Below are 22,940 nucleotides of genomic sequence, written 5' to 3'. Positions count from 1 at the left end.
ACTAATTGTTTTATTCACTAGTGCCCCTTAGAGGATGAGATGTAAGTAAACAAAAAAATGATTATGAAAAAACCTACTAACCTAAGATTGATTTTAATAGCTTTGATTTTCTTTCAAAGTTACTTTGTAATTTCTCAAAATCTTAAGTCATTTTCGCCAAGATTTGACAAGAGATTAAAAGGAGATATGTTGCTTATTGGTAACAATATCTTAAACAGAGAAACCAATAACAGGAGTCCAAAAGACGCTTATAATGGTGCTGGATACAATTCTGATTTCACTATGAAATATATTGATGTCGACAGTGATAATACTACTTTCAGTTCTAGTAGTGCTACATTGACTGTGCCTAAACCTGCCTGTTATAAAATCGTCTACGCCGGTTTGTATTGGGGAGCCATTCTTCAGCAAAATGATCGTACAGATATAGAAAAAGTAAAACTTAAGTTGCCTACAGGTGGCTATAATGACATTACTGGTCAGATTATTCATGATGCAAGTGCAGCGCCAATTGGTGGTGATAATAACAAAGCATATGCCTGTTATGCAGACATTACTTCGTTAGTTGCGGGACAAACAAATGCTCAGGGATTGTATACTGTTGCAAATGTTAAGTCGAGTGAAGGAACAAATGGTGGAACAGGATTATCTGCTGGTTGGTCCATTTTTGTTGTTTATGAAGATCCAACATTACCTGCAAAATTTATTACTTCGTTTGACGGTTTTAGCGGAATTGGAGGGGCTACAACTTTAGATATTGCGGTTTCCGGATTTAAGACCATTCCTACTGGTCCTGTTCGTGTGAAATTTGCTTTTGCAGCTTTAGAGGGAGATCAACCAATTTCTGGAGATTATTTAGAGATTAACAGTACAAGAATTACTGCTACAAATGCAGCAAATGTAATTATCAGACCCTCAAATAACTTCTTTAATAGTAGTGTAACTTATGTTGATCCGGCTACGGATAAAACAGAAGATTTCTTAAATCGAAATCCCGCAAGTACGAATACATTAGGGTATGATGCAGGTATTTTAAATATTAATAATCCGGGAACACTCTTAAGACCCGGGGGTATAGTAATTGATAATAATGAAACTTCGGCAAATATTAGGTTAGGAAGTACGCAGGACGTTTATTTTTATTATTTTAATGCCTTTGCTGTTGACATTATTGAACCGCATATTGTACTTACAAAAATTGTAAAAAATTCTGCGGGTGTAGATATTGGAAACCAGGATGTAACATTAGGCCAACAATTAAATTATGAAATAGGTTTTAAAAATACTGGTAATGATGATGCTAAATCTTTAACGATTAGAGATCAGTTGCCTATTAATATTATTTTTAATTATCCTACTGATATAAATCCTTTACCAGCTGGTGTATCTATTCAAAGTTATAATCCTGCGACCAGAAGTATTGTATTTAAAATTGATGATTCGGTAGTTAAAGCAAATACGCTAACGGATAAAGTTATCAGTTTTAAAGTTAAGGTTGTCCCTGATTGTAATTCATTGAGTGAAGCATGTTCTAATAGTATTGATAACTCGGCATATGCAACTTACAAAGGAACTTTAAATCCTGATTTTCAAATTTCAGATGATCCAAGTGTTAATACAAATACAGGATGTATATTAACTCCTAAAGCTACTAACTTTTTAGTAGGTGTTGATGGTTGTAAATATACTGCAACTGCTACTTTGTGTAAAGACGATGTGGATTTGGTTGCTGCTAATGGATATACTTCTTATACCTGGTATAGTGACGAAGCTCGTACTAAACAAATAGGAACAGGACAAATTCTTAAAGTAAAAGATCCTGGAGTATATTATGTTTATAATTTAGCTGCCGCGCCATGTAGATCAATTTATCAGGCTTTTACGGTAACCAGATTTGGTACAACAACTACTAATCCGGTTCTTCCATATGCAAAAGCTCCTTATAAAGGTGAAGTATTAATTTGCCCTAATAACGGAAAAGAATTACCTAATCTTTTCTTGTGTGGTGCAAATGATTCCAGATTAATTGAAACTCATGTATCTGATGGTTCTACTCTTGTTTGGGAAAAACTCGATGAGGCAAGTTGTGCTGCTCCAATTAGTGCAAGTTGTGCTAATGAAGGTACTTCATGTTCATGGACTCAGGTTGCGACCGGACCAAATTATGAAGCTAAAATAGCAGGACAATATAGGTTAACATTAAATTATGCAGGTGGTTGTTTTAACCGTTTCTACTTTAATGTATTTACCAATTCATTAAATCCTACCGAAAAACATACAGATATTATTTGTGGAAAACCTGGAACGATTACAGTTGGCGGTGTTCCTGCAGGATATGAGTACAGTATTAATGGTACAACTTATCAGGCAAGTAATATTTTTAATGTAACTACAGCAGGATTTTACACGGTATATATTAGATTAACCGGTGTAACAGGAAACACTTGTATTTTTACTGTTCCTAATATTCAAATCAGACAAAGAAATTTTGCTGTTGTTTCAGAAGTAACGCAACCATTGTGTTATGGAGAAAAAGGTAAAATTAAAGTTGCAGTAAATGATGCTAATGCTCAATATTATTATAAACTATATAATAATGGATTATTATTATCTAATGTTGGACCGGTTCCTGAATCTGAATATACTTTTGATAATTTAACTACAGATCAGAATTATGTTGTAGAAGTTTCTACAGATGATGGTTGTAAAGACACTAAATATATATATGTAGGAAAGGTTTGGAATGAGTTCAAAGCAACTGTTGCTTTAATCGAACCTCTAACTGCTTGTAGTACCGGAAAGATCAGAATAACTACAGAAGGTGGTAATTCACCTTATAATTATTTTATAAATAGTGATACTGTTTTTCAATTAGAAAATGAATTTGTTGTTACAACTCCCGGAGTCTATAACATTAAAATCGTTGATAAAAATAACTGTACAATAACAAGAACGATTACAGTTGCAGATAACGCAAAACCAACTTATACTATTGATCATACTAATAGTACTTGTTATAATGATAATTCTCAAATAAAAATAAATCTTATTAATGCTAATGGATATTCAATGTCATATAGTATTAATAATGGTGGAACATATGTAACTAATCCTGTTTTTTCAAATTTACAAGCAGGTACGTATAATGTAATTGTACGATATGGTATGACTTATACACCGCTTAATGGGCAACCAACTGTTAAGTATTGTATGGACACTGCTGTAAAAGTTGTTATAACAGGGCCAACTTCTGCTGTGACTGCATCTGCTGGTGTTGCTGAATTAGCAGGATGTACCTTAGCAGGATTAGGTGGAAAATTAAGAATTAATAATGCACAAGGAGGAACCGCTCCTTATCAATATAGTTTTGATGGTGGAGCAAATTGGCAAAATTTAAATGAAAAAGATGTATTGCCAGGAAGCTACATATTAAAAATTAGAGATGCCTTAGGTTGTGAGTACACTATTCCTTATAATATTATTCTGGACCAAAAACCGGCTGATCCTACTATAAAAGTCGAAGATCCTATTTTTAGTTGTAATGGTTCTGCAAGTACTACTGTAACAGTAACAAACGGTACTTCTAACAACTATACTTATGAATATTACATAGACGGTGTTGCAAATACTCCAATTACAAATAATGTATTTACAAACGTTACTTCTGGAACACATACGATTTCTGTAAAGTACAATGTAACTACGGTATCTACTTATAGTAATTTATTGCAAGAAGATTTTGGTAAAGGTGGTTACACAACAACTCCTGGAATTAGCCCGGTTTATTGTTTCGAAGATGAATCAACACCGCATCCTACAAGTTGGTCACCGTTATGTGGCAGCATTACAGATTATCAAATTAATGATGGAAAGTATGCAGTAGCAAGTTCAATTAAAACTAATTTTGGTAATACATGGATAGTCGCTAAGGATCACACTACACCTTCTGATCCATTAGGAAGATTTTTATGTGTTAATATTGGAAGTTCCGCAGGTGTGGGAGGTATTATATACAGTAAACCAATTAAAGATGTTATTGTAAACCAACCGGTAATTATTTCATTGTGGGCAGAAAATTTAATGAAGAGTACTACTGGAGCCAGTTATTTTGATCCGGAATTAACAATTCAGTTAGTAAACAACCTGAATGGAGTAGGAGGAACAGAAACTATTGTTGCGACAACAGATACTGCAAATCCTTGGAGAGTTCCAAGAAATGAAAAATGGGAATATAAAGAGTTATCCTTAAATCCGGGAGCTTATAATAATCTTAGCTTTGTTATTCGTTCTTATAATACAAAATTTAGTGGAAACGATTTACTTGTAGATGATATTTGGGTTCGTCAGATTCCAAAATCATGTATTGCTCAAAAAGATTTCAAAGTTATCGTTGATAGCAATAAAGCCTTCACGGTTTCAGAACCAATTATTGACAACGCAAGTTGTAGTGATATAACAGATGGTCGTATTACTGTTGCTGTTTCTAATTTTGACACAGTAAAAGGTTTCCAATACTCTATTAATGGTGGAACAACATGGACAACTTCAATGACTTCTCCTGTTATCATTACCGGATTAGCAGCTGGAAGTTATAAAGTTATTGTTAAAAGTGATGATGCAGGAACTTGTTCAAAATCTTTTGATAAAATTATAGGAGCTCCAACAGCTGTTACCACTACAGCTACAATGACTACACCGCCAACATGTACTACAGGGGCTTCAATCACAGCGGTAGCTAAGGGCGGAAAACCTAATTATCAATATGAGCTTCGTCTGGCTGATGGTATAACAGTAGTTGTTGCGTTTCAAAATTTAGCGGTATTTACAAATGTACCGGCAGGAACATATAAAGTAGTAGTGAAAGACCAAGGTCCTTGTTCTTCTCCGGCTTCAGATGTTGTAACAATAGTTGCGCCAACTGCGCCAACTGCATCATTAGATCTTGTAAATTCAGATTTATGCTATGACGCGGCTAACAAAGCGACTTTAGTAGTTACTGTTACCGGAGGAAAAGCACCTTATAATTATAGTCTTGATGGTCAACCTAGCCAAACTACTAATAAATTTATAAATGTTGCACCAGGAACACACAATATTGTTGTTACTGATGCCAATAATTGTACAGCAACAGCGATTACCGGAATTATAATTGCACCAGAATTAACGGCAGTTCCTGAAGTAACTAAAATTATAGATTGTACTACAAGCCCAGATGCTGAAATTACAATTACTGCCTCACAAGGTACTGCTCCATATACTTATGAAGTATCTAGTAATGGAGGAACAACTTATACTTCAATGCCTACTAATATTTATAAAACATCAACTGCAGGTAATTATGTGTTTAAAGTTACTGATGCAAAAGGATGTTCTGTAGTAACTGCTGCTGCAACTGTCAATGCTAAAGTAAATCCAACAGCTACTGTTGATTCAAAAGATCCAAGTTGTAATAATGGTACAAACGGTCAATTTACAGTTATACCGGCCGGAGGTGCAGGAGCACCTTATACTTATAGTTTTAACGGAAGCACAACTTTTGTTTCAGGAGCAACACTTACAGGTTTAGATGCTTTTGTTGGTGCTGTTAATACTAAAAATTATACTTATCAGGTTAAAGACAGTAAAGGCTGTTTATCTCCTGTTTATACAGTGACATTAAATAATCCGACAAAAGTTGTAGCTTCAGCTACATTTACTCCTAATACAACTTGTAGTACTACGACTTTGATTACGTCTGCAGGTGCAGGCGGTGCAGGCGGTTATACTTATAATTTTGACGGAAGTACTAATTACACGGCAACAAATACATTATTAGTTACAAATAAAAACGTTATACAGACTATTACTTATTCTGTAAAAGACGCTAAAGGTTGTATTGATACAAAAACAATTGATGTTCCTGCATTTAATCCTCCAACAGCACTTAATTTTTCTGCACCAGCAGCGATTACGTGTAATACTACTACAGCTAGCACTACTGTAACAACAGTAGGCGGAGTAGCACCTTTTACTTATATAATTACCGCCGGTCCTGGAGCAGGAGCTACAAATACTACAGGATTATTTACAGGATTAGTAGCAGGTAATTATAGTTTTAAAGTTACAGATGCTAACGGATGTACTACGACTGGATCAATAGTAATTAATCCGTCACCAACAATTACAGTTGCCGGATCAAAAACTGATGAATTATGTGTTAGTGCTAACGATGGTACAGCAACTTTTACAGTTTCGGGAGCAAGCACTACAGGTAATTTTACTTATACTTTAACTCCTAATGCAGGAACTGTTAGTGTAACTGCAGATATTGTAAAAGTTACTGGTTTAACTGCCGGGACTTATACTTTAGTAGTTAAAGATAAATCTACAGGTTGTACGTCTAATACTGCTTCAGTAACTATCGTTGCTGCAACAGCTATTACGTTTAATGTAAATGGTTCAAAAATTAGCTGTAATGATAAAATTTCGACATTAACTATTACAGGTCTATCAGGAGGAACACCTGGATATACTTATGCTTATGCAGCTAGTGGATCTACAGTGCCAAGTACTCCTTACGGAACAACATTAACAGTAGATACTGCAGTTTTAACAACTAACATTGATGTTTATGTTAAAGACAACAATGGTTGTACAACTAAGAAAACAGTTGCAATTTCATCTGAGGCTGTTCCAACAATTGACCCAATTGCGGCACAATGTTATACAGGAACTCCAATTAATGTAACAATTACAGGAACATATACAGGAACTGCTACTTTTAGTAAAGATGGTACTAATTATGTGTCATCACCTACTTTTAGTTTAACTCCTGGAACTTATACATTATCTTTAAAAGATAAATTTGGATGTCCTGCTTCAATTACTTACGTAGTTGCACCACAATTAACAATTGGAACAGATATAGTAGATGATACTTCATGTACACCAAATACAACTATTACTTTATCTTCAACCGGAGGAACAGGTGCACATACGTACCAGGTTTCATATAACAGTGGTGCTTTTGTTACTGCTGCAAATCCGTATATTGCAACAGCGACAGGAACGTACCAGTTTAGAGTTACAGACTCAAAAACTCCAGCTCCGGCTTGTACTGCTTTGTCTTCGGTTATAAATGTTACTTTAAAATCAACTGTTTTAGCTATAACTACAAGTAAAGTAGATGTAAAATGTAATGGTGGCGGTACAGGAAGTATTTTGGTTACACCAACTTCTGGAAAAGCACCATTTACTTATACAATTACTAAAACTACAGCTCCGGGTCTGGGTACTGTTTATACAGTAAACAATCCTTCAGGATTGTTTCAAGGAACTTACAGTATTTTAGTTACAGATGCTTTAGGTTGTACTTCGGCTGCAGCATCAGTTACTATAAATGAACCAACTCAGCTAGTGGCTACGGCTCATGCAGATCCGTTTAAATGTAATGCAGCTAATACTAAGCAATCTACTTTAGTTATTATAGACTTACCAACTACTGGTACAGCTCCTTATACTTATAGTTTCAATGGGGGTTCATATACTCCAGCAAATACTTTAACAGTAACTGACAATGGTTTAAATCAAATTGTCAAATATTCTGTAACGGATGCTAACGGCTGTACAACTGCTGTTCAGCAATTAACAATAAATAAATTAGATCCGCCAAAAATAACTTCAGTTAGCGCAACTGCTATCTATTGTGATCCTGTTGCTAGTAGAACTAGTACAGCTACAATAGTAAAAACAGGAGGGGTTGGATTGGTTACTTATGAAATTGTTTCCGGACCGATAATCAATACAACAGGACTTAATAGTGGAATTTTCACAGGACTTACTACGGGAACGTATGTGTTTAAAGCTATTGACGAAAGTGGTTGCTACGATACCTTCTCTAAAAGCATACCTCCAGTTACTTCAATTACAGCATTAGCTACTAAATTAAATGATGTCTATTGTTTTGGTGGTTCAACTGGAAACATTAGATACAATGTAAGCGGCTTTACTTCTACATATAGTTATACTATTAACGGAGGAACTGCTGTAACAGGTCAAACGGCAGGTACATTTACATTACCAAATCTTGCAAAAGGTATATACTCTGTAGTATTTACAGACGAAACTACATTATGTACAGTTCCTACATCGATCACAATTACTGAACCAACAGCTGCAGTATCTGCAACAGTTGCTAAGGTAAATGCGAACTGTATCGTTACAACTTCAAAAGTTACAGTTACAGCAAGTGGTGGAACTCCGGGATATACTTATGCGTACATGCAAAATAATGTTGCTCCTGCAGATTCAGATTATATTCCAAGTGCTACAGCTAATTTAAATCCTGCAACAAATACTGATTGGGATATTTGGGTGAAAGATGCAAATGGCTGTCCTTTTAAAGTAGATGTTACAATTTCAACTGATCCTACTCCATCTGTTACAGCTACGGTTACTAACCAATGTACTGCTTCAGGAAACACATTCCAGATTAAGGCAGTGGGTACAGGTGGTGTTGCACCATATACATATACAATTAATACAGGTGTAACTCCAAGTCCTGCAGATACGTTTACAGTATCTCCGGGTAGTTATGTAGTTACAGTTACTGATGCTAATGGCTGTAAAAACATAGCCTCGGTTACAGTAAGTGATCCAATTTTAGCAAGTGCAGTTTTAACAAAAGGGCTTACATGTCCTGCTGTAACACCTACAGATGCTAGTATAACTATTACGGTAACTGGCGGAAAACAACCTTTTGGTTATAGAGTAAAAGTAGATGCCGGTTCTTATTCAGGAGTGCCAATTCCTTTTACAGGAACATTTTTTGTATATCCTACTGGAACTGCAGGAACATATCAGTTTGAAATAACTGACGCAAATAATTGTATTAAGGAAACGAACACAGTTATTGTTGCCAATCCTGCACCAGTTACGGCTTCTGCTGTTTCAACAAACCCAACTTGTAATGGAGATTCTGACGGTACTATACGTTTAACAGCTCTTACAGGTGTTGGACCATTTAAATACAGTATTGATAATGGTACAACTTTCGTAAATTCATTCATCTTTGGTGGTTTACCAGCTGGAAGTTATCCTTATATTGTTAGAGATAGCAAAGGTTGCGAGGCAACTAATACTGTTATTTTAGCAAACCCTGCTCCAATAAGTGTTTTCATTAAAGAAAACGGAATTACTTGTAATTCTACAGAACCAGGAAGTCTGGATATTAATGTCATTTCAGGAGGTACTGCACCATATACATATTACTTGTATGATAATGCAATGACAGAATTAGCCACTTATACAGAAACTTCTGCGGCAGCGACTCCTTTACATAATTTTGGAGGATTATTTTTCGGAAATTATTACATTAAAGTAATTGATGCTAATGGTTGTAAATTTGAAAGTGCAAGATTAAGAATTCAGCCACCTCCTTATTTAGCCTTAACAGGTGCTGTTGCTGGTGCAACTTGTGCTGACGGTGTTTCGGTAACTGTTAATGTTACAGGTGGTAATCCTAATTTTGTATATTCAATCTATGGTATTGGTACTACATCAGGTCCAATTGCGGCGACTTCATACACTTTTACTCTTTTAGATCAAAATACAACTTATGTTTTTGAAGTAGTTGATAATGGTGGATGTCCATCATATTTAGAGATTCATACACCAACTATTTCTCCAATTGTAATTACTCCAATTACTGTTAAAAATATAACGTGTTATAACGCGGCAAATGGTGAGGTTAGTTTTACTGTACCTAATTATGATGCAACTGTTACTAGTCTTTACTATGAAATACGTGATAACTTAACTAATTTACCTATCACGCCAGCAAAAAACGGAACAGTAACTGGTTTAACAGGTACTCCATTTTCAGCAAGTTTAACAGGATTAAAACCTGGAAACTATACGCTGTATGTTAAAGAGTTAGATGGAACTTTATGTTCAACTGCCGAAACTTTCCAAATTATGCAGCCAGCATCGGCACTTAATTCAGTTATTACTAATGTAGTTCCTGCAAATTGTAAAAGTGGCGCTTTGGTAACAATAAAAACTACCGGAGGTACTGGTCCATATACTTATGGTGCAATCCTTGCTCCGGGAACTATTCCTACTGTTTTTGGAACAAGTAATGTGCTTGAACTTGCATATGATGCTGCAACAACAAATAATTGGAATATAGTAGTAAAAGATGCTAATGGATGTGAATTTCCTTTAGGTCAGATAATTACTTTAGATCCTAGTCCGGTAATTGCGTTACAAGTAGTAAACAAATGTGTTGCCGACGGTGCTTATGTGGTTCGTGTTACTGCAACTACTGCTGGTACCGGTGCATATTCAATTAGTGTAGACAGCCCAAATAATTACACAAGTATTCTAGGTCTTCCTTATGATGTTACAGGACTTGCTTCAGGTTCTCATACTATTTATATAAAAGATGCTAATCAGTGTGTTGATTCTAAAACTATCAATATAGATGCTCCAATTTCAGTAGTTCCGGCAGTTACAACATTGCCAACATGTATTGCTGTTAATGGAGGTGTTGTAACATTAACTAAATCTGGCGGGTCTGCTACTTATTCATATAGCATTAGCCCTAATCCTCCAAGTGCAGTTATAACTGGTGATGTAATCAGCGGTTTACCAGCAGGAAGTTATGTAGTTACAATAACTGATACAAGCAGTTTATGTACTTCAACAGCTCCTTTTACTTTGATACTTCCTACACCTGTTGATTTTGATGCAGTTGTACTTGATGCCTCTTGCTTTGGTTCTAGTACAGGAAGCATTACTGTAAATTTACTTCCGGGAAATGATAATCCGGTTTATACTTATGCAATTTCACCAATTCCTCTTGGAATGGTTCAGACTGATAATGTATTCACAAATCTTCCGCAGGGAACTTATAATATTACAGTAACCTCAGGAAAAGGATGTCCGCTTACTAAACCTTATATTGTTGGACAACCAACTAATTTGGTAACAACGGCTACTGTTGCAGACTTTTCTTGTGATCCAACAAATAATACGCAACAATCAGCTATTGTAACAGTAGTTCTTCCTACTACAGGAACAGCTCCATACAAATACAATTTTGATGGAGGTTCAGTTTATTATGATGCGAATACTTTAAGTGTGGATAATAACGGAGCAGTACAAACGATTCATTATTATGTGCAGGATGCTCACGGATGTACATTTGATGATACAATTGATGTTAATCCGTATCTAAAACTAACGGATATAGCTTTTAATTTAACGAAAGCTCCTGTTTGTCCAACAAATGTAGCCGATGTTACTTTGATAGTTTCCGGAGGATATACTCCTTATGCGAAATATGAAATTATTTCTCCAATTTTACTTGACAATGGTAATTCTAATGTATTTACAAATTTAGCACCTAACAGTTATTTATTTAAAGTAACAGATGCTCATGGTTGTTCTATCGAGAGACCTTATAAAGTAGAGAAAGTTATACCAATTGATATTACAAAAACATCATCAAACAATGTTAGTTGTAATACAGCAAACGGAACTGATAATAACGGAACTGCAACGTTCACTGTTTCTGACTTTAGTGCAACTGGTAATTATACAATAGCGGTAACAAGCGTACCAGCAGGATTGCCATTTAATGCACCAACTGTTGCAACTGATGTCATTACAGTAACAGGTTTAGTGGCTGGAACTTATACAGTAACGGTAACAGATAACACAACAAACTGTTCTAAATCAGCTGATGTTACTATTACAATGCCAAATCCAATTTTATTTACAGCAACAGCTTCAAAAGTATTCTGTTCTGAAGATAGATCGTATATCACAATTACTAATGTAACTGGTGGTACGGCAGGTTACTCTTATGCAGCAGTAAAAGCAGGTGATCCTGTACCAACAACATTTGTAAGTAATACTGTTTTAGAAGTAGATACTAATTTAACAGATTTATCTTGGGATGTTTATGTTAAAGATATCAACGGATGTATTTCTGTTAAAGTAAATGTGCCTGTTGTTCTTGATACGGCGCCAGATATTATAGCTCCTGCGCAACAATGTTTTGTTGGTGCTGATTTAACAGTAGATCTTGATGCAATATCTACAACTTATAATGGAGTAAAATCATTTACAGTTAACGGTTTGCCTAGTGGTGCAATAGCAACATTTAGTGCTGCCGGAACTTATAAATTAGGAGTTAAAGATGATAATGGATGCGAGGATTTCGTAAACTATATAATTCAAAATCAATTAATTGCCGACGCAACATTAACTAAAGACTTATATTGTGTTGCTCCAATAAATGCAACAATAGATGTTAAAATTGCCGGCGGAATTGCTCCTTATACATATCAAATGTATTTAGGCGGAGTTGCTACAGGGCTTCCTGTTAATACTCCAGGTGATTTTACAGCTTCTGTACCAACAGCAGGAAGTTACTACTTTGTAATTACAGATAGTAATACACCAGCTTGTTCCGTAACAACTAATACTGAAATTGTACATGCAACAACACCACCAACCGGTACAGAAACTCATATTGACGTTACGTGTGCAGGTGGTAATAATGGTAGTTTAACCATTACACCGGCAGATGGTCTTGTACCGTATACTTTTGCACTTACTGGACCTGTAGTTAATACAACAGGCGATGTAACAGGAAACTATACAGGTCTGATTGCAGGTTCATACACAATTGTCATTACAGATAAAAAAGGATGTATTTCAGCAGGAATTCCTGTTGTTATTGCAGAACCTGTAAAACTTACAGCTACACATGCTATACCGGCTAATACAACATGTAGCACAGCAACTGTAATTACAGTTACGGGTCATGACGGTACACCAACAGGTACGGGTACAGGATACTATTATAACTTTAATAATTTAGGTTATGATACTACTAATACTTTTACTGTTGATAATAATGGTGCAATTCAAACTGTAACTTATACAGTAAAAGATGTTAATGGTTGTGAAACAGCTCCGGTAACAATAACTATAAATCCTTTAAATTCTCCAAAAGATTTAACCTTCTCACCAACTGCTGTTACTTGTCTTGCAACAAGCAGTAATGTAACTGTAACGGCTACAGATGGAGTAGGAGCTTTAACTTTTGAAATAATTGAATTTAACGCAACACCAACTGTAGCTTACACACCAATAACTACTGCAAGTAGTGCAGTTCCAGCTGTTTTTAATGGCTTGGTTCCTGGTGATTACTTGTTTAAAGTGACAGACAGCAATGGATGTTCATGGACTGAATTAACTACAGTTTTCCCGGTTACTAAAATATTAGTAACGGCTCATGGAATTGTAGACATGTCATGTAATACTACAAATGACGGAAAAGCAACATTTGATGTTTCTGCTTTTGCAGGTAATTACACTTATACAATTACTAAAGATGGTGCTCCTTTTGTAGCATCAACTACAAGTTCTGCAACTTCAATTCCATTAACTGGATTAGCTTTTGGAGTTTATGAAATTACGGTTACTGATGCTGTTACAGGTTGTCCTGCAACTTATTCAGTTGAGGTAAAACAACCAGATGTAGTACAAGTACAATTAATAGAGAATACAAATGCTAATTGTAAAACAGGAGCAATTGTTAAGGTTTCAGCTATCGGCGGAAGACCAGATTATACATATGCATTTGTTATTGCAGGAAGCGGAAGCGCTGGAGCAACATTCACAGATAGTGGTATGAGGGAATTAAATCCTGCAACGCCTTCATGGGATGTTTATGCAAAAGATGCGAACGGATGTATATCTGCGCCATTTACTGTAAATATTACAACTGATCCGTTACCAGCTGGATTTACAGCTTCTGCAACATCACAATGTGCTGATATTGATGGAAATTATGAGATTATTGTAGACGCTACCGGAGGTACAGGTATGGGACCTTTCCAATACAGTATTGGAAGTGGCTTCCAATCAGGAACTTCATTTATTGTAAAAACACCTAAGACCTACAATTTAATTGTAAAAGACAGATTTGAATGTACATTTGAATTTACTGCAGCTGTAACTATTTTACAACCATTAGGTCTAACCAATACAATTGATGCATTGCCAAGCTGTGCTAATGGTGACGGAAAAGTTACTGCAACAGCAACAGGTGGTTCAGGTAATTATAGTTACACAATAGATGGTGATGCAACTACAACAACAACAGTAACGCCAGCAGTTTTTGATAATTTAAATGCAGGTTCACATACAATTGTCGTAACAGATTTAACAACGCTTACTTGTACTGAAAAAGTTATATTTGAGTTAGGTGCTGCTACGCCAGTAACAGGATTTGATGTCGTTCCTACAGATGTTACTTGTAACGGAGGAAATGACGGAACGTTAACAGCCAGTATGTTTGCAACAACTCCTGGTGTAAATGATAATCCTAAATACATGTACAGTGTAAATGGTGGTATACCTCAGGAAAATCCGGTATTTACAGGATTAACAGCTGGTACTTATACACTATCAGTAATTTCAGGAAGAGGATGTCCTGATGTAAAAACAGTAGAAATTAAAGAACCTTTCTTAATAATAGTTCCTAATCCTGCTGTAGTTCAATATAAATGTACTACAGGTAATACAGGAGATTATGCAACTATTACCGTAACAGGCGTAACTGGAGGTTCACTAACTGGAGCATATATTTATGAATTCATTAGAGATGGTAACCCGGTTCCAGCTCAAAAAGGAACTAACAATGTTTATACAGAATTAGATTTATTAGGAGGTTCTTATACTATAAACGTATATGATGAGAATGGTTGTGTAGGATCTAATGTTGGACCATTTGTAATTAATCCTTATATGAGTTTAGATAAGGTAGATATTGTAGTTACAAAGGCAATTACTTGTCCGGTTGGCGAAGACATTACTGTTTCTGTTAAAACAACGGGTGGTATACCAACGCCTTTAAATTATTCTATTGCTTACTCTTCTGGAGCTCCAGTTGTAGGAAACCCGGATAATCAAGACGGTATTTTCAAAGACTTAGGAGTTGAAGAATATATTATTACAGTTACAAATCCTGCAACAGGTTGTTCAATTCAGGCAATTCACAGAGTATATGAACCAAATACATTTGAAATTAAAGCAATTCCGGTTGTATCTCAAGTTTGTTTTGGAACTAATGACGGAAGTGTGAATTTAACTTTTGTTGATAATCAAACAGATCCAAAAGATGATTCAGGTATATTTGATTATATAATTACAGGTCCTGTAAACATACCTCTAACTCGTTCAGCAAATGCTGGTCCTGTTTTTGTAGGAGGTTTACTTGCTGGTGAATATACTGTTGAAGCTACTTTAGTTGGTAGTCCTTTCTGTAAAGTTGGAACTGTTTTCTCAATAGGTCAGCCTTCGGCAGCCTTGACTGTAACAACAACTAAATCTGCTATCACTTGTATTGAAAACAATAATGACGGTGAGATTTCAGCTTCTGCAACAGGTGGTTGGGATAATAATTACCAATATGAATTAGTATTAAACGGAGCTACAATTGCTCAAAATACTGATGGAAACTTTACAGGATTAAGCGCAGGAAACTATACAATCAATGTTAAAGATGGTCAGGGATGTCCAGCTTCAACAACAGAGTCATTAGTAATTCCTGATCCAATTGTGGTTACTGCTTCTGCAAATGTTACTGTATTATCTTGTTTTGGAGACAGATCAGGTATAATCACAGTAAATCCTCCAACAGGTGGTCAGGGAAGTAATTACATGTATACTTTAAATATACTTTCAGAAACTCCAGTTGTTGTATCAGGGCCTCAAAAAGAGCCATTTTTCACTGGTTTACCAGCGGGAACTTACAGCATAACAGTTACTGACGGATACAGTTGTTCAGGAACAACTACAGGTTCTATTGTTATTACAGATCCAAGTGAAGTGGTGCCAAATCTAGTATTAGCATCAACACAAACTTGTACTACGCAATCAACGCTTACGTTGAGCGCAACAGGAGGTTCTCAACCATACACATATAGTGCTGATAAAACTTTTGCAACAACAATTGGATCGTTTACAACTTTTGTTACTTTCCCGGTAGCAGTTGGTAAATACCAATACTATGTAAAAGATGCTAATGGTTGTGTTGCCACAATTTCGAATGGAGTGAATATTGATCCATTAGAACCATTAAAAGTTGGTTTAGATGTTACTAATGCAGTAATTAAATGTTTAGGACAGGCTACAGGTGTTATTGTAGCTAATGCTACAGGAGGTTTAGGAAACTATATGTATACCTTAGAAAATACTACCGGAGGTGTTATTAGAATAGCACAACCAGAAGGTAGATTCGAAGATCTTCCTATAGGAACTTATATTGTAAGAGTTGCCAGCGGTGATTGCCCTGCTACATCTGGTCCTGTTGAAATTAAAGAACCGGCAACAGCTGTTCAGGCTACATTTACACCAACAAATGTTTCTTGTTTTGGAGAAAACAATGGTAAAATTGTAGTTGACGCATTTGGTGGAACAGGAATTATCAAGTACGCGATTTCTCCTGATTTAGATCAGTTTGATGTTAAAAACACATTTGATAAACTTGCTCCGGGTAAATACACGGTAGTAGCACAAGACGAAAATGGTTGTTACGTAATAGATGAAGTAGAAATTACACAACCTAAACCTCTTATTGTTACAGAACTTGCAAATTCTATGATTCCAGAAGTTTGTAAGGATGATAAAGATGGAGCATTTAGTATTGAAGTTAGAGGAGGTACAGCGCCATATAGCGTAAGTCTTGATGATAAAAAAGGAACTTATACTCAAGGAGCTGTTGGTCAAACCATATTTGATTTTACAAACCTTTCAGGTGGTATTCATACAGTTTATGTTAATGATGCTCAAGGATGTAGTTTCGAGTTTGTAGAGAATATGCCTTTACCGGTAATTCTTGATCCAACTGTAGAAATCAGTTATGATTGTGTGAACAATGCACAATCAAACATGGTAACTATTACAATTGACCAAAGCAATATTGACTTTACGCAAATTGATTATGCACTTGACAATGATGCAGGTCCATTCCAGGCAGGTAACATCTTTACAAATGTTGCTCCGGGCAGACACTTTATTATCGCAAGACATACAAACGGTTGTAAAGTGCCAACGATTAGTTTCGACATTAAAGCATACGATCCATTAACTTTAGCAGAATCTGCTGGAGAAGCAGAAATGAATATAATTTCAGTTACTGCGGCTGGTGGTTCACCTGCTTATGAATACAGTTTCAACGGAGAGCCGTTTACATCTTCAAACAAATACAAAATCTACAAATCTGGAGATTATGTAGTTGTAGTAAGAGATCAAAACGGATGTACAGCGACAATAACTATTCCTGCAACTTATATAGATGTGTGCATTGATAATTACTTTACTCCTAACGGAGATGGTGTTTATGATACATGGGGACCTGGTTGTACTAATATTTACAACAACCTTGAATTCTCAATCTTTGACAGATACGGTCGTGTAATTGCTAAATACCACTACGGTCAAAAATGGGATGGTAGATATAATGGTGCAGAATTACCATCAGGTGATTACTGGTATGTTCTTAAATTGAATGACGAGAAAGATGCACGTGAGTTTGTAGGACATTTCACTTTATACAGATAACAAAATAAGAGCCCCGAATGATGTTATCTAAAAAAATTATTACAATGAAAAAGTTTATTTTATCTTTAGTACTCATGGCTGTAACAACAAGTTACAGCCAAGAGTTAAACCTACCGGTTTTTACACAGTATTTAGCCGATAACCCTTTTGTTATTTCACCTGCCTTTGCCGGTATTGGTGATAACCTTAGAATTAGAGCCAATGGACTTACACAATGGGTTGGTATTAAAGATGCACCCGATAATCAATCGATTTATGCCGATTTTAGAGTTCTGGATCGTTCCGGAGTTGGTATATCTCTATATAATGACAGTAATGGTAATACCAGACAAACAGGTGCTAAAGTTTCCTTTGCACATCACCTTATCTTAGATTATTATTCTAAGCAATATTTATCCTTTGGTATTTCTTATAATTTTAATAGTTTTCGTATAGAAACTGGTAATTTTACTAATCCAGGACCTGTACAAGATCCTACAAAGCCAACTGATAATAGATATACTGGAAACAACAACTTTGACGTTAGTGCATTATACCGAAATAAGAGTTTTTATATCAGTATTAATGCAAATAACATTTTAAAGAAAAATGCAGAAAAATACTTTGTAAGTGAGCCAGATTTACTTTCAAACTATCAGGTATATTCAGGATATGTTTTTAAAGACGGAGAAAACAGTCGTATCGAATATGAACCATCTGTTTATTACCAGTATTTTGCAAGTGATAAACGTTCTACAACCGATTTTAACTTCAAATACAGACGTTACAATCGTTACGAAGATTACTACTGGATAGGAGTTTCGTACCGTTTCTTAAATGACCAGTTCCCAAAACCTTTAGCAGCAGGGCCAATGGTTGGTTTCATGAAGTCTAAATTCTATTTTGGATATTCATATCAGGTAATGTTCAACGATTTAGGAGCTTATAATACAGGAACACATTCAATAACAATAGGATTTGATTTCTTTGGTTCTATTAGTAATTGTCCTTGTACACAAAGTCCGGTTCACGATTAAAGAGCATTTTCAACGATTTACTAGCTAATTTGTTTTTTTTCTTAACTTATAACGTTTTCGCTGTTATAGATAGATTATTTTTATATTTATGATACTTTAAAAGTTCTATATTTGTTTTTCTTTCAAAAAAACTAAAAAATTATCTAATGAAAACTTTAAACGATTTCGATTTTAAAAATAAAAAAGCAATTATCCGTGTTGACTTTAATGTACCGCTGGATGAAAATTTTAATGTAACAGATGCAACACGCATCGAAGCTGCAAAACCAACAATTGATGCTATTTTAGCACAAGGCGGAAGCGTAATTTTGATGTCGCATTTAGGAAGACCAAAAGGAGTTGAAGAAAAATATTCGTTAAAACATATTTTAAAAACAGCTTCAGAAATTTTAGAAGTTGAGGTTAAATTCGCTGAAAATTGCGTTGGAGAAGTAGCTCAGGCTGCTGCCAAAGATTTAAAACCAGGAGAAGTTTTACTACTTGAAAATTTACGTTTTCACGCAGAAGAAGAAGCTGGAGATGTTGCTTTTGCAAAAGAATTAGCTTCACTTGGAGACATCTACGTAAACGATGCTTTTGGAACTGCACACAGAGCACATGCTTCAACAACAATTATTGCACAATTTTTTCCAACAGAAAAATGTTTCGGAACATTATTGGCAAAAGAAATAGAAAGCTTAAACAAAGTATTAAAAAATAGCGAGAAACCAGTTACTGCAGTTCTTGGAGGATCTAAAGTGTCATCTAAAATTACAGTAATAGAAAATATCTTAGACAAAGTAGATCACATGATCATTGGTGGCGGAATGACTTTTACATTCATTAAAGCACAAGGTGGTAAAATTGGAAATTCTATTTGCGAAGATGATAAACAAGAACTAGCACTTGAAATTTTAAGATTAGCGAAAGAAAAAGGAGTACAAATTCATATTCCTGTTGATGTTATCGCGGCTGATGACTTCTCAAATACAGCAAATACAAAAGTTGTAGACGTAAAAGAAATTCCAGACGGATGGCAAGGTCTTGATGCAGGTCCTAAATCATTAGAGAACTTCAAAAAAGTAATTTTAGAGTCAAAAACTATTCTTTGGAACGGTCCATTAGGAGTTTTTGAAATGGAATCTTTTGCAAAAGGAACAATCGCTTTAGGGGAATATATTGCCGAAGCTACAGAAAAAGGAGCTTTTTCACTAGTTGGAGGAGGAGATTCAGTAGCAGCAGTAAAACAATTTGGTTTCGAAGATAAAATGAGCTACGTTTCCACTGGTGGCGGGGCAATGCTTGAAATGTTAGAAGGAAAAGTTTTACCTGGAATCGCTGCGATTTTAGACTAAAATATCACAATTAACATTTTTTTACATAATTTACATGCATAAACTGTTTAAGTTTGCAAAAATAAGGTTTGTATAATCGATTGATTTATAGAATTTTAAAAAAATGTTATATGATTGTAAAGAAAATATCAATAATGGTTTCCGTTTTATTCTCAATGTCGATGTTTGCGCAGGAAATTGCAAAGACAGAAGTTGAAATAAAACCAATTGTAAAAGTATCCTATTTAGATTCAGTTAAAAGCTCTTTCAAAAAAGATGAACTCGCAACACGCGTAGACAGTCTTTGGATGAACGAATTAGTAAGCTTAGATATTTATGACGACCTTACAAAAGACATTCAAACCATAAATACAGACGTTACTGTAGATGAGGAATTGCCAACAGAATTGCTAAAACAGCGTTTACAGGCAATGAATGAGAAATCACCATTTGACATAGAGTACAATCAAGGTTTAGAAAACATAATAAAGTCGTTTCTTAAAAATCGTAAAAAATCGTTTTCCCGATTAATGGCTTTATCAGAATATTATTTCCCAATTTTTGAAGACGCTTTTGCCAGACAAAACGTGCCTTTGGAAATTAAATATTTAGCCGTTGTAGAATCTGCTTTAAATCCTAAAGCAGTTTCTAAAATGGGCGCCACAGGACTTTGGCAATTCATGTACGGAACAGGTAAACAATATGCCCTTAAAATAGATTCGTATATTGATGAACGCAGCGATCCGCTTAAAGCTACAGCCGCATGCTCACAATACATGACAAAAATGTATAGCATGTTTGGCGATTGGGAACTAGTTTTAGCATCCTACAATTCAGGACCAGGAAATGTTACCAAAGCAATTCGTCGTTCTGGCGGAAAAACAAAATACTGGGACATTCGTAACCACCTTCCAAAAGAAACCCAAGGTTATGTTCCCGCTTTTTTAGCAACAATGTACCTTTTTGAATACCATAAAGAACACGGAATCAATCCTGAAAGAGCATTAGTTAAAAACTTTGAAACAGATACAGTTCAAATTAAAGCTCAAATGTCATTCAAGCAAATCGCAGATTTGTTAGACATGCCACAATCTCAAATACAACTTTTAAACCCTTCATATAAATTAAACGTTGTACCTTTTTATCAAAGTGAAGCACATTATTTACGTTTACCGAAAAATAAAGTAGCAACATTTGTTTCAAACGAAGACAAGATCTATGCATACGCTGCATATCAATCACAAAACAAAACAATGTCAACTCGATTAGCATTGAAAGTTACGCCTAAAGCAAAAGCAAAACTAGAGAACATTATCGATACAGATTATAAATCATATAAAGTTCAAAAAGGCGATAATTTAGGTACGATTGCTACTAAATACCATGTTGATGTTATTGATTTAAAAAAATGGAATAACCTTAAATCAAATGCAGTTGCACTTGGAAGAAACTTAAAAATTAAAACAGATTACGATCCTGTAACTAAAAGCTTTAAGGAACTAAAATCGAATTCTGCAATAGAGAAAAAATCAGAAGATGCTATTGCTTCAACTGACGATAAAGATAAAAAGAATACACAATCACAAGAATATACAGTTGCATCCGGAGATAATTTAGGAAGTATCGCAAAAAAATTCGGTACGACTATTGCGGAGTTAAAAGAACTTAATAGTCTAACTTCAAATAATATTGGTTTAGGGAAAACTTTAGTTGTTTCTAAAGCAATTCCTGAAATTATTGATGAAAATGCTGTAACAACAGCAATCGCTTCAAATTCTTCGATTGATTCATTCAAGAAAAAAGCGACATCATCTAAAGATCTTGCAGAAGATTATTACGTTAAAAAAGGAGATTCGTTATACAGTATTTCAAAAAAATATCCTGGAGTTACGATTTCAGATATTAAAAAATGGAATAACATGAAAGACGGAGAAATTAAACCAGGAATGAAACTTAAAATAAACGGATAGTTAAAAAATCTTACATAAATTTGGGTTTTATTTCATAAATCAAGAAAATGAATAAAACCCATTTTTTATTGTTACTAATTCCGTTTCTGCTAATATCGTGTTTCAAAGGCGAAAAACAACCGCAACCAGTTTCTGGAAAAACAAATTCGATTTCGATAATTATCGATGATCAATTGTGGTATGGAGAAGTAGGCGATAGCATTCGAAATAAATTTGCCTCACCAGTTCTGGGCCTCACTCAGGAAGAACCTTTATTTACTATAAATCAATATCCTGCACGTTTGCTTGAAGGTTTTGTAACCGATAGCCGTAGTATTATTGTGGTAAAAAAAGCCACTACAGATAAATTCGAAATCACACACAGTAAAGCATTACCGCACAATACATTTCGTATATACGGAAAATCTGTCGATGATATTATTTGCAGTATCGAACTCAATTCAACCCAAATAGTTAAAATTATTAGGGATGCAGAGATTCAGAAAATTCAGGAAGACAACAGCAAATCCTTATTGAATCCCGCGGTTATAAAAAACAAATTCCATATCGATCTGCAAATTCCAACAGACTATGAATACATGTTGCATAAAAAGAACTTTATCTGGCTTAAAAAAGACATAATAAGCGGTAATACAAGTTTACTTATCTATCAAATCCCACTTCGCAATTTTAAGAAGAGTTCAAATGTTGTAAGTAATATTATTAAAATGCGCGATTCTGTTGGGAGTTACATCAAAGGTCGTGAACCAAATACCAGAATGATTACCGGAGAAGCTTATGCACCCTATTTTTCAGCAACAACCTTAGACGGCAAAAATACATATGAAACTAGAGGAACCTGGGAATTAAAAAATGATTTCATGGCGGGACCTTTTATCAATTATGCAATTGTAGATGAAAAGTACAATAGGATTCTAGTTATTGAAGGATTTTGTTATTCCCCCTCAAATCAGGAAAGAGATTTAATGCTGGATCTCGAAGCCATTATAAAATCAGTTAAAGTAGACAGAAGATAATTT

At 35.0% G+C, this 22,940-nt stretch carries 5 protein-coding genes; all 5 read left to right on the top strand.

Going from position 1 to position 22,940, the window contains the following annotated elements:
- Positions 1 to 63 precede the first annotated feature (63 nt).
- Positions 64 to 17,622, top strand: coding sequence for a T9SS type B sorting domain-containing protein (locus ACHZDT_RS01820; RefSeq protein WP_394772959.1), 17,559 nt, complete (start codon positions 64 to 66; stop codon positions 17,620 to 17,622).
- 44 nt (positions 17,623 to 17,666) lie between these two features.
- The gene (locus ACHZDT_RS01815) at positions 17,667 to 18,638 is read left to right on the top strand and encodes a type IX secretion system membrane protein PorP/SprF (protein WP_394772958.1); all 972 of its coding nucleotides are present in this window, start codon (positions 17,667 to 17,669) and stop codon (positions 18,636 to 18,638) included.
- Between the two features lie 146 nt (positions 18,639 to 18,784).
- Entirely contained in the window at positions 18,785 to 19,972 is a 1,188-nt protein-coding gene (locus ACHZDT_RS01810) for a phosphoglycerate kinase (protein WP_394772957.1), read from the top strand.
- A gap of 110 nt (positions 19,973 to 20,082) precedes the next feature.
- Positions 20,083 to 21,921 (top strand): LysM peptidoglycan-binding domain-containing protein, encoded by a 1,839-nt coding sequence (locus tag ACHZDT_RS01805; protein ID WP_394772956.1) that lies wholly within the window; start codon positions 20,083 to 20,085, stop codon positions 21,919 to 21,921.
- A gap of 47 nt (positions 21,922 to 21,968) precedes the next feature.
- Positions 21,969 to 22,937: a DUF4837 family protein gene (locus ACHZDT_RS01800; protein ID WP_394772955.1), complete on the top strand. Its 969-nt coding sequence runs from the start codon at positions 21,969 to 21,971 to the stop codon at positions 22,935 to 22,937.
- The last annotated feature ends 3 nt before the right edge of the window (positions 22,938 to 22,940 follow it).

This window comes from Flavobacterium sp. (assembly GCF_043722275.1).
GTDB lineage: Bacteria > Bacteroidota > Bacteroidia > Flavobacteriales > Flavobacteriaceae > Flavobacterium.
The sequence above is the reverse complement of the archived record's forward strand: the minus strand, read 5'-3'. Positions and strand labels throughout refer to the sequence as shown.

Coding starts and splice junctions, on each gene's coding strand:
- ACHZDT_RS01820 (WP_394772959.1), top strand. CDS start 64: ATGAAAAAACCTACTAACCTAAGATTGATTTTAATAGCTTTGATTTTC.
- ACHZDT_RS01815 (WP_394772958.1), top strand. CDS start 17,667: ATGAAAAAGTTTATTTTATCTTTAGTACTCATGGCTGTAACAACAAGT.
- ACHZDT_RS01810 (WP_394772957.1), top strand. CDS start 18,785: ATGAAAACTTTAAACGATTTCGATTTTAAAAATAAAAAAGCAATTATC.
- ACHZDT_RS01805 (WP_394772956.1), top strand. CDS start 20,083: ATGATTGTAAAGAAAATATCAATAATGGTTTCCGTTTTATTCTCAATG.
- ACHZDT_RS01800 (WP_394772955.1), top strand. CDS start 21,969: ATGAATAAAACCCATTTTTTATTGTTACTAATTCCGTTTCTGCTAATA.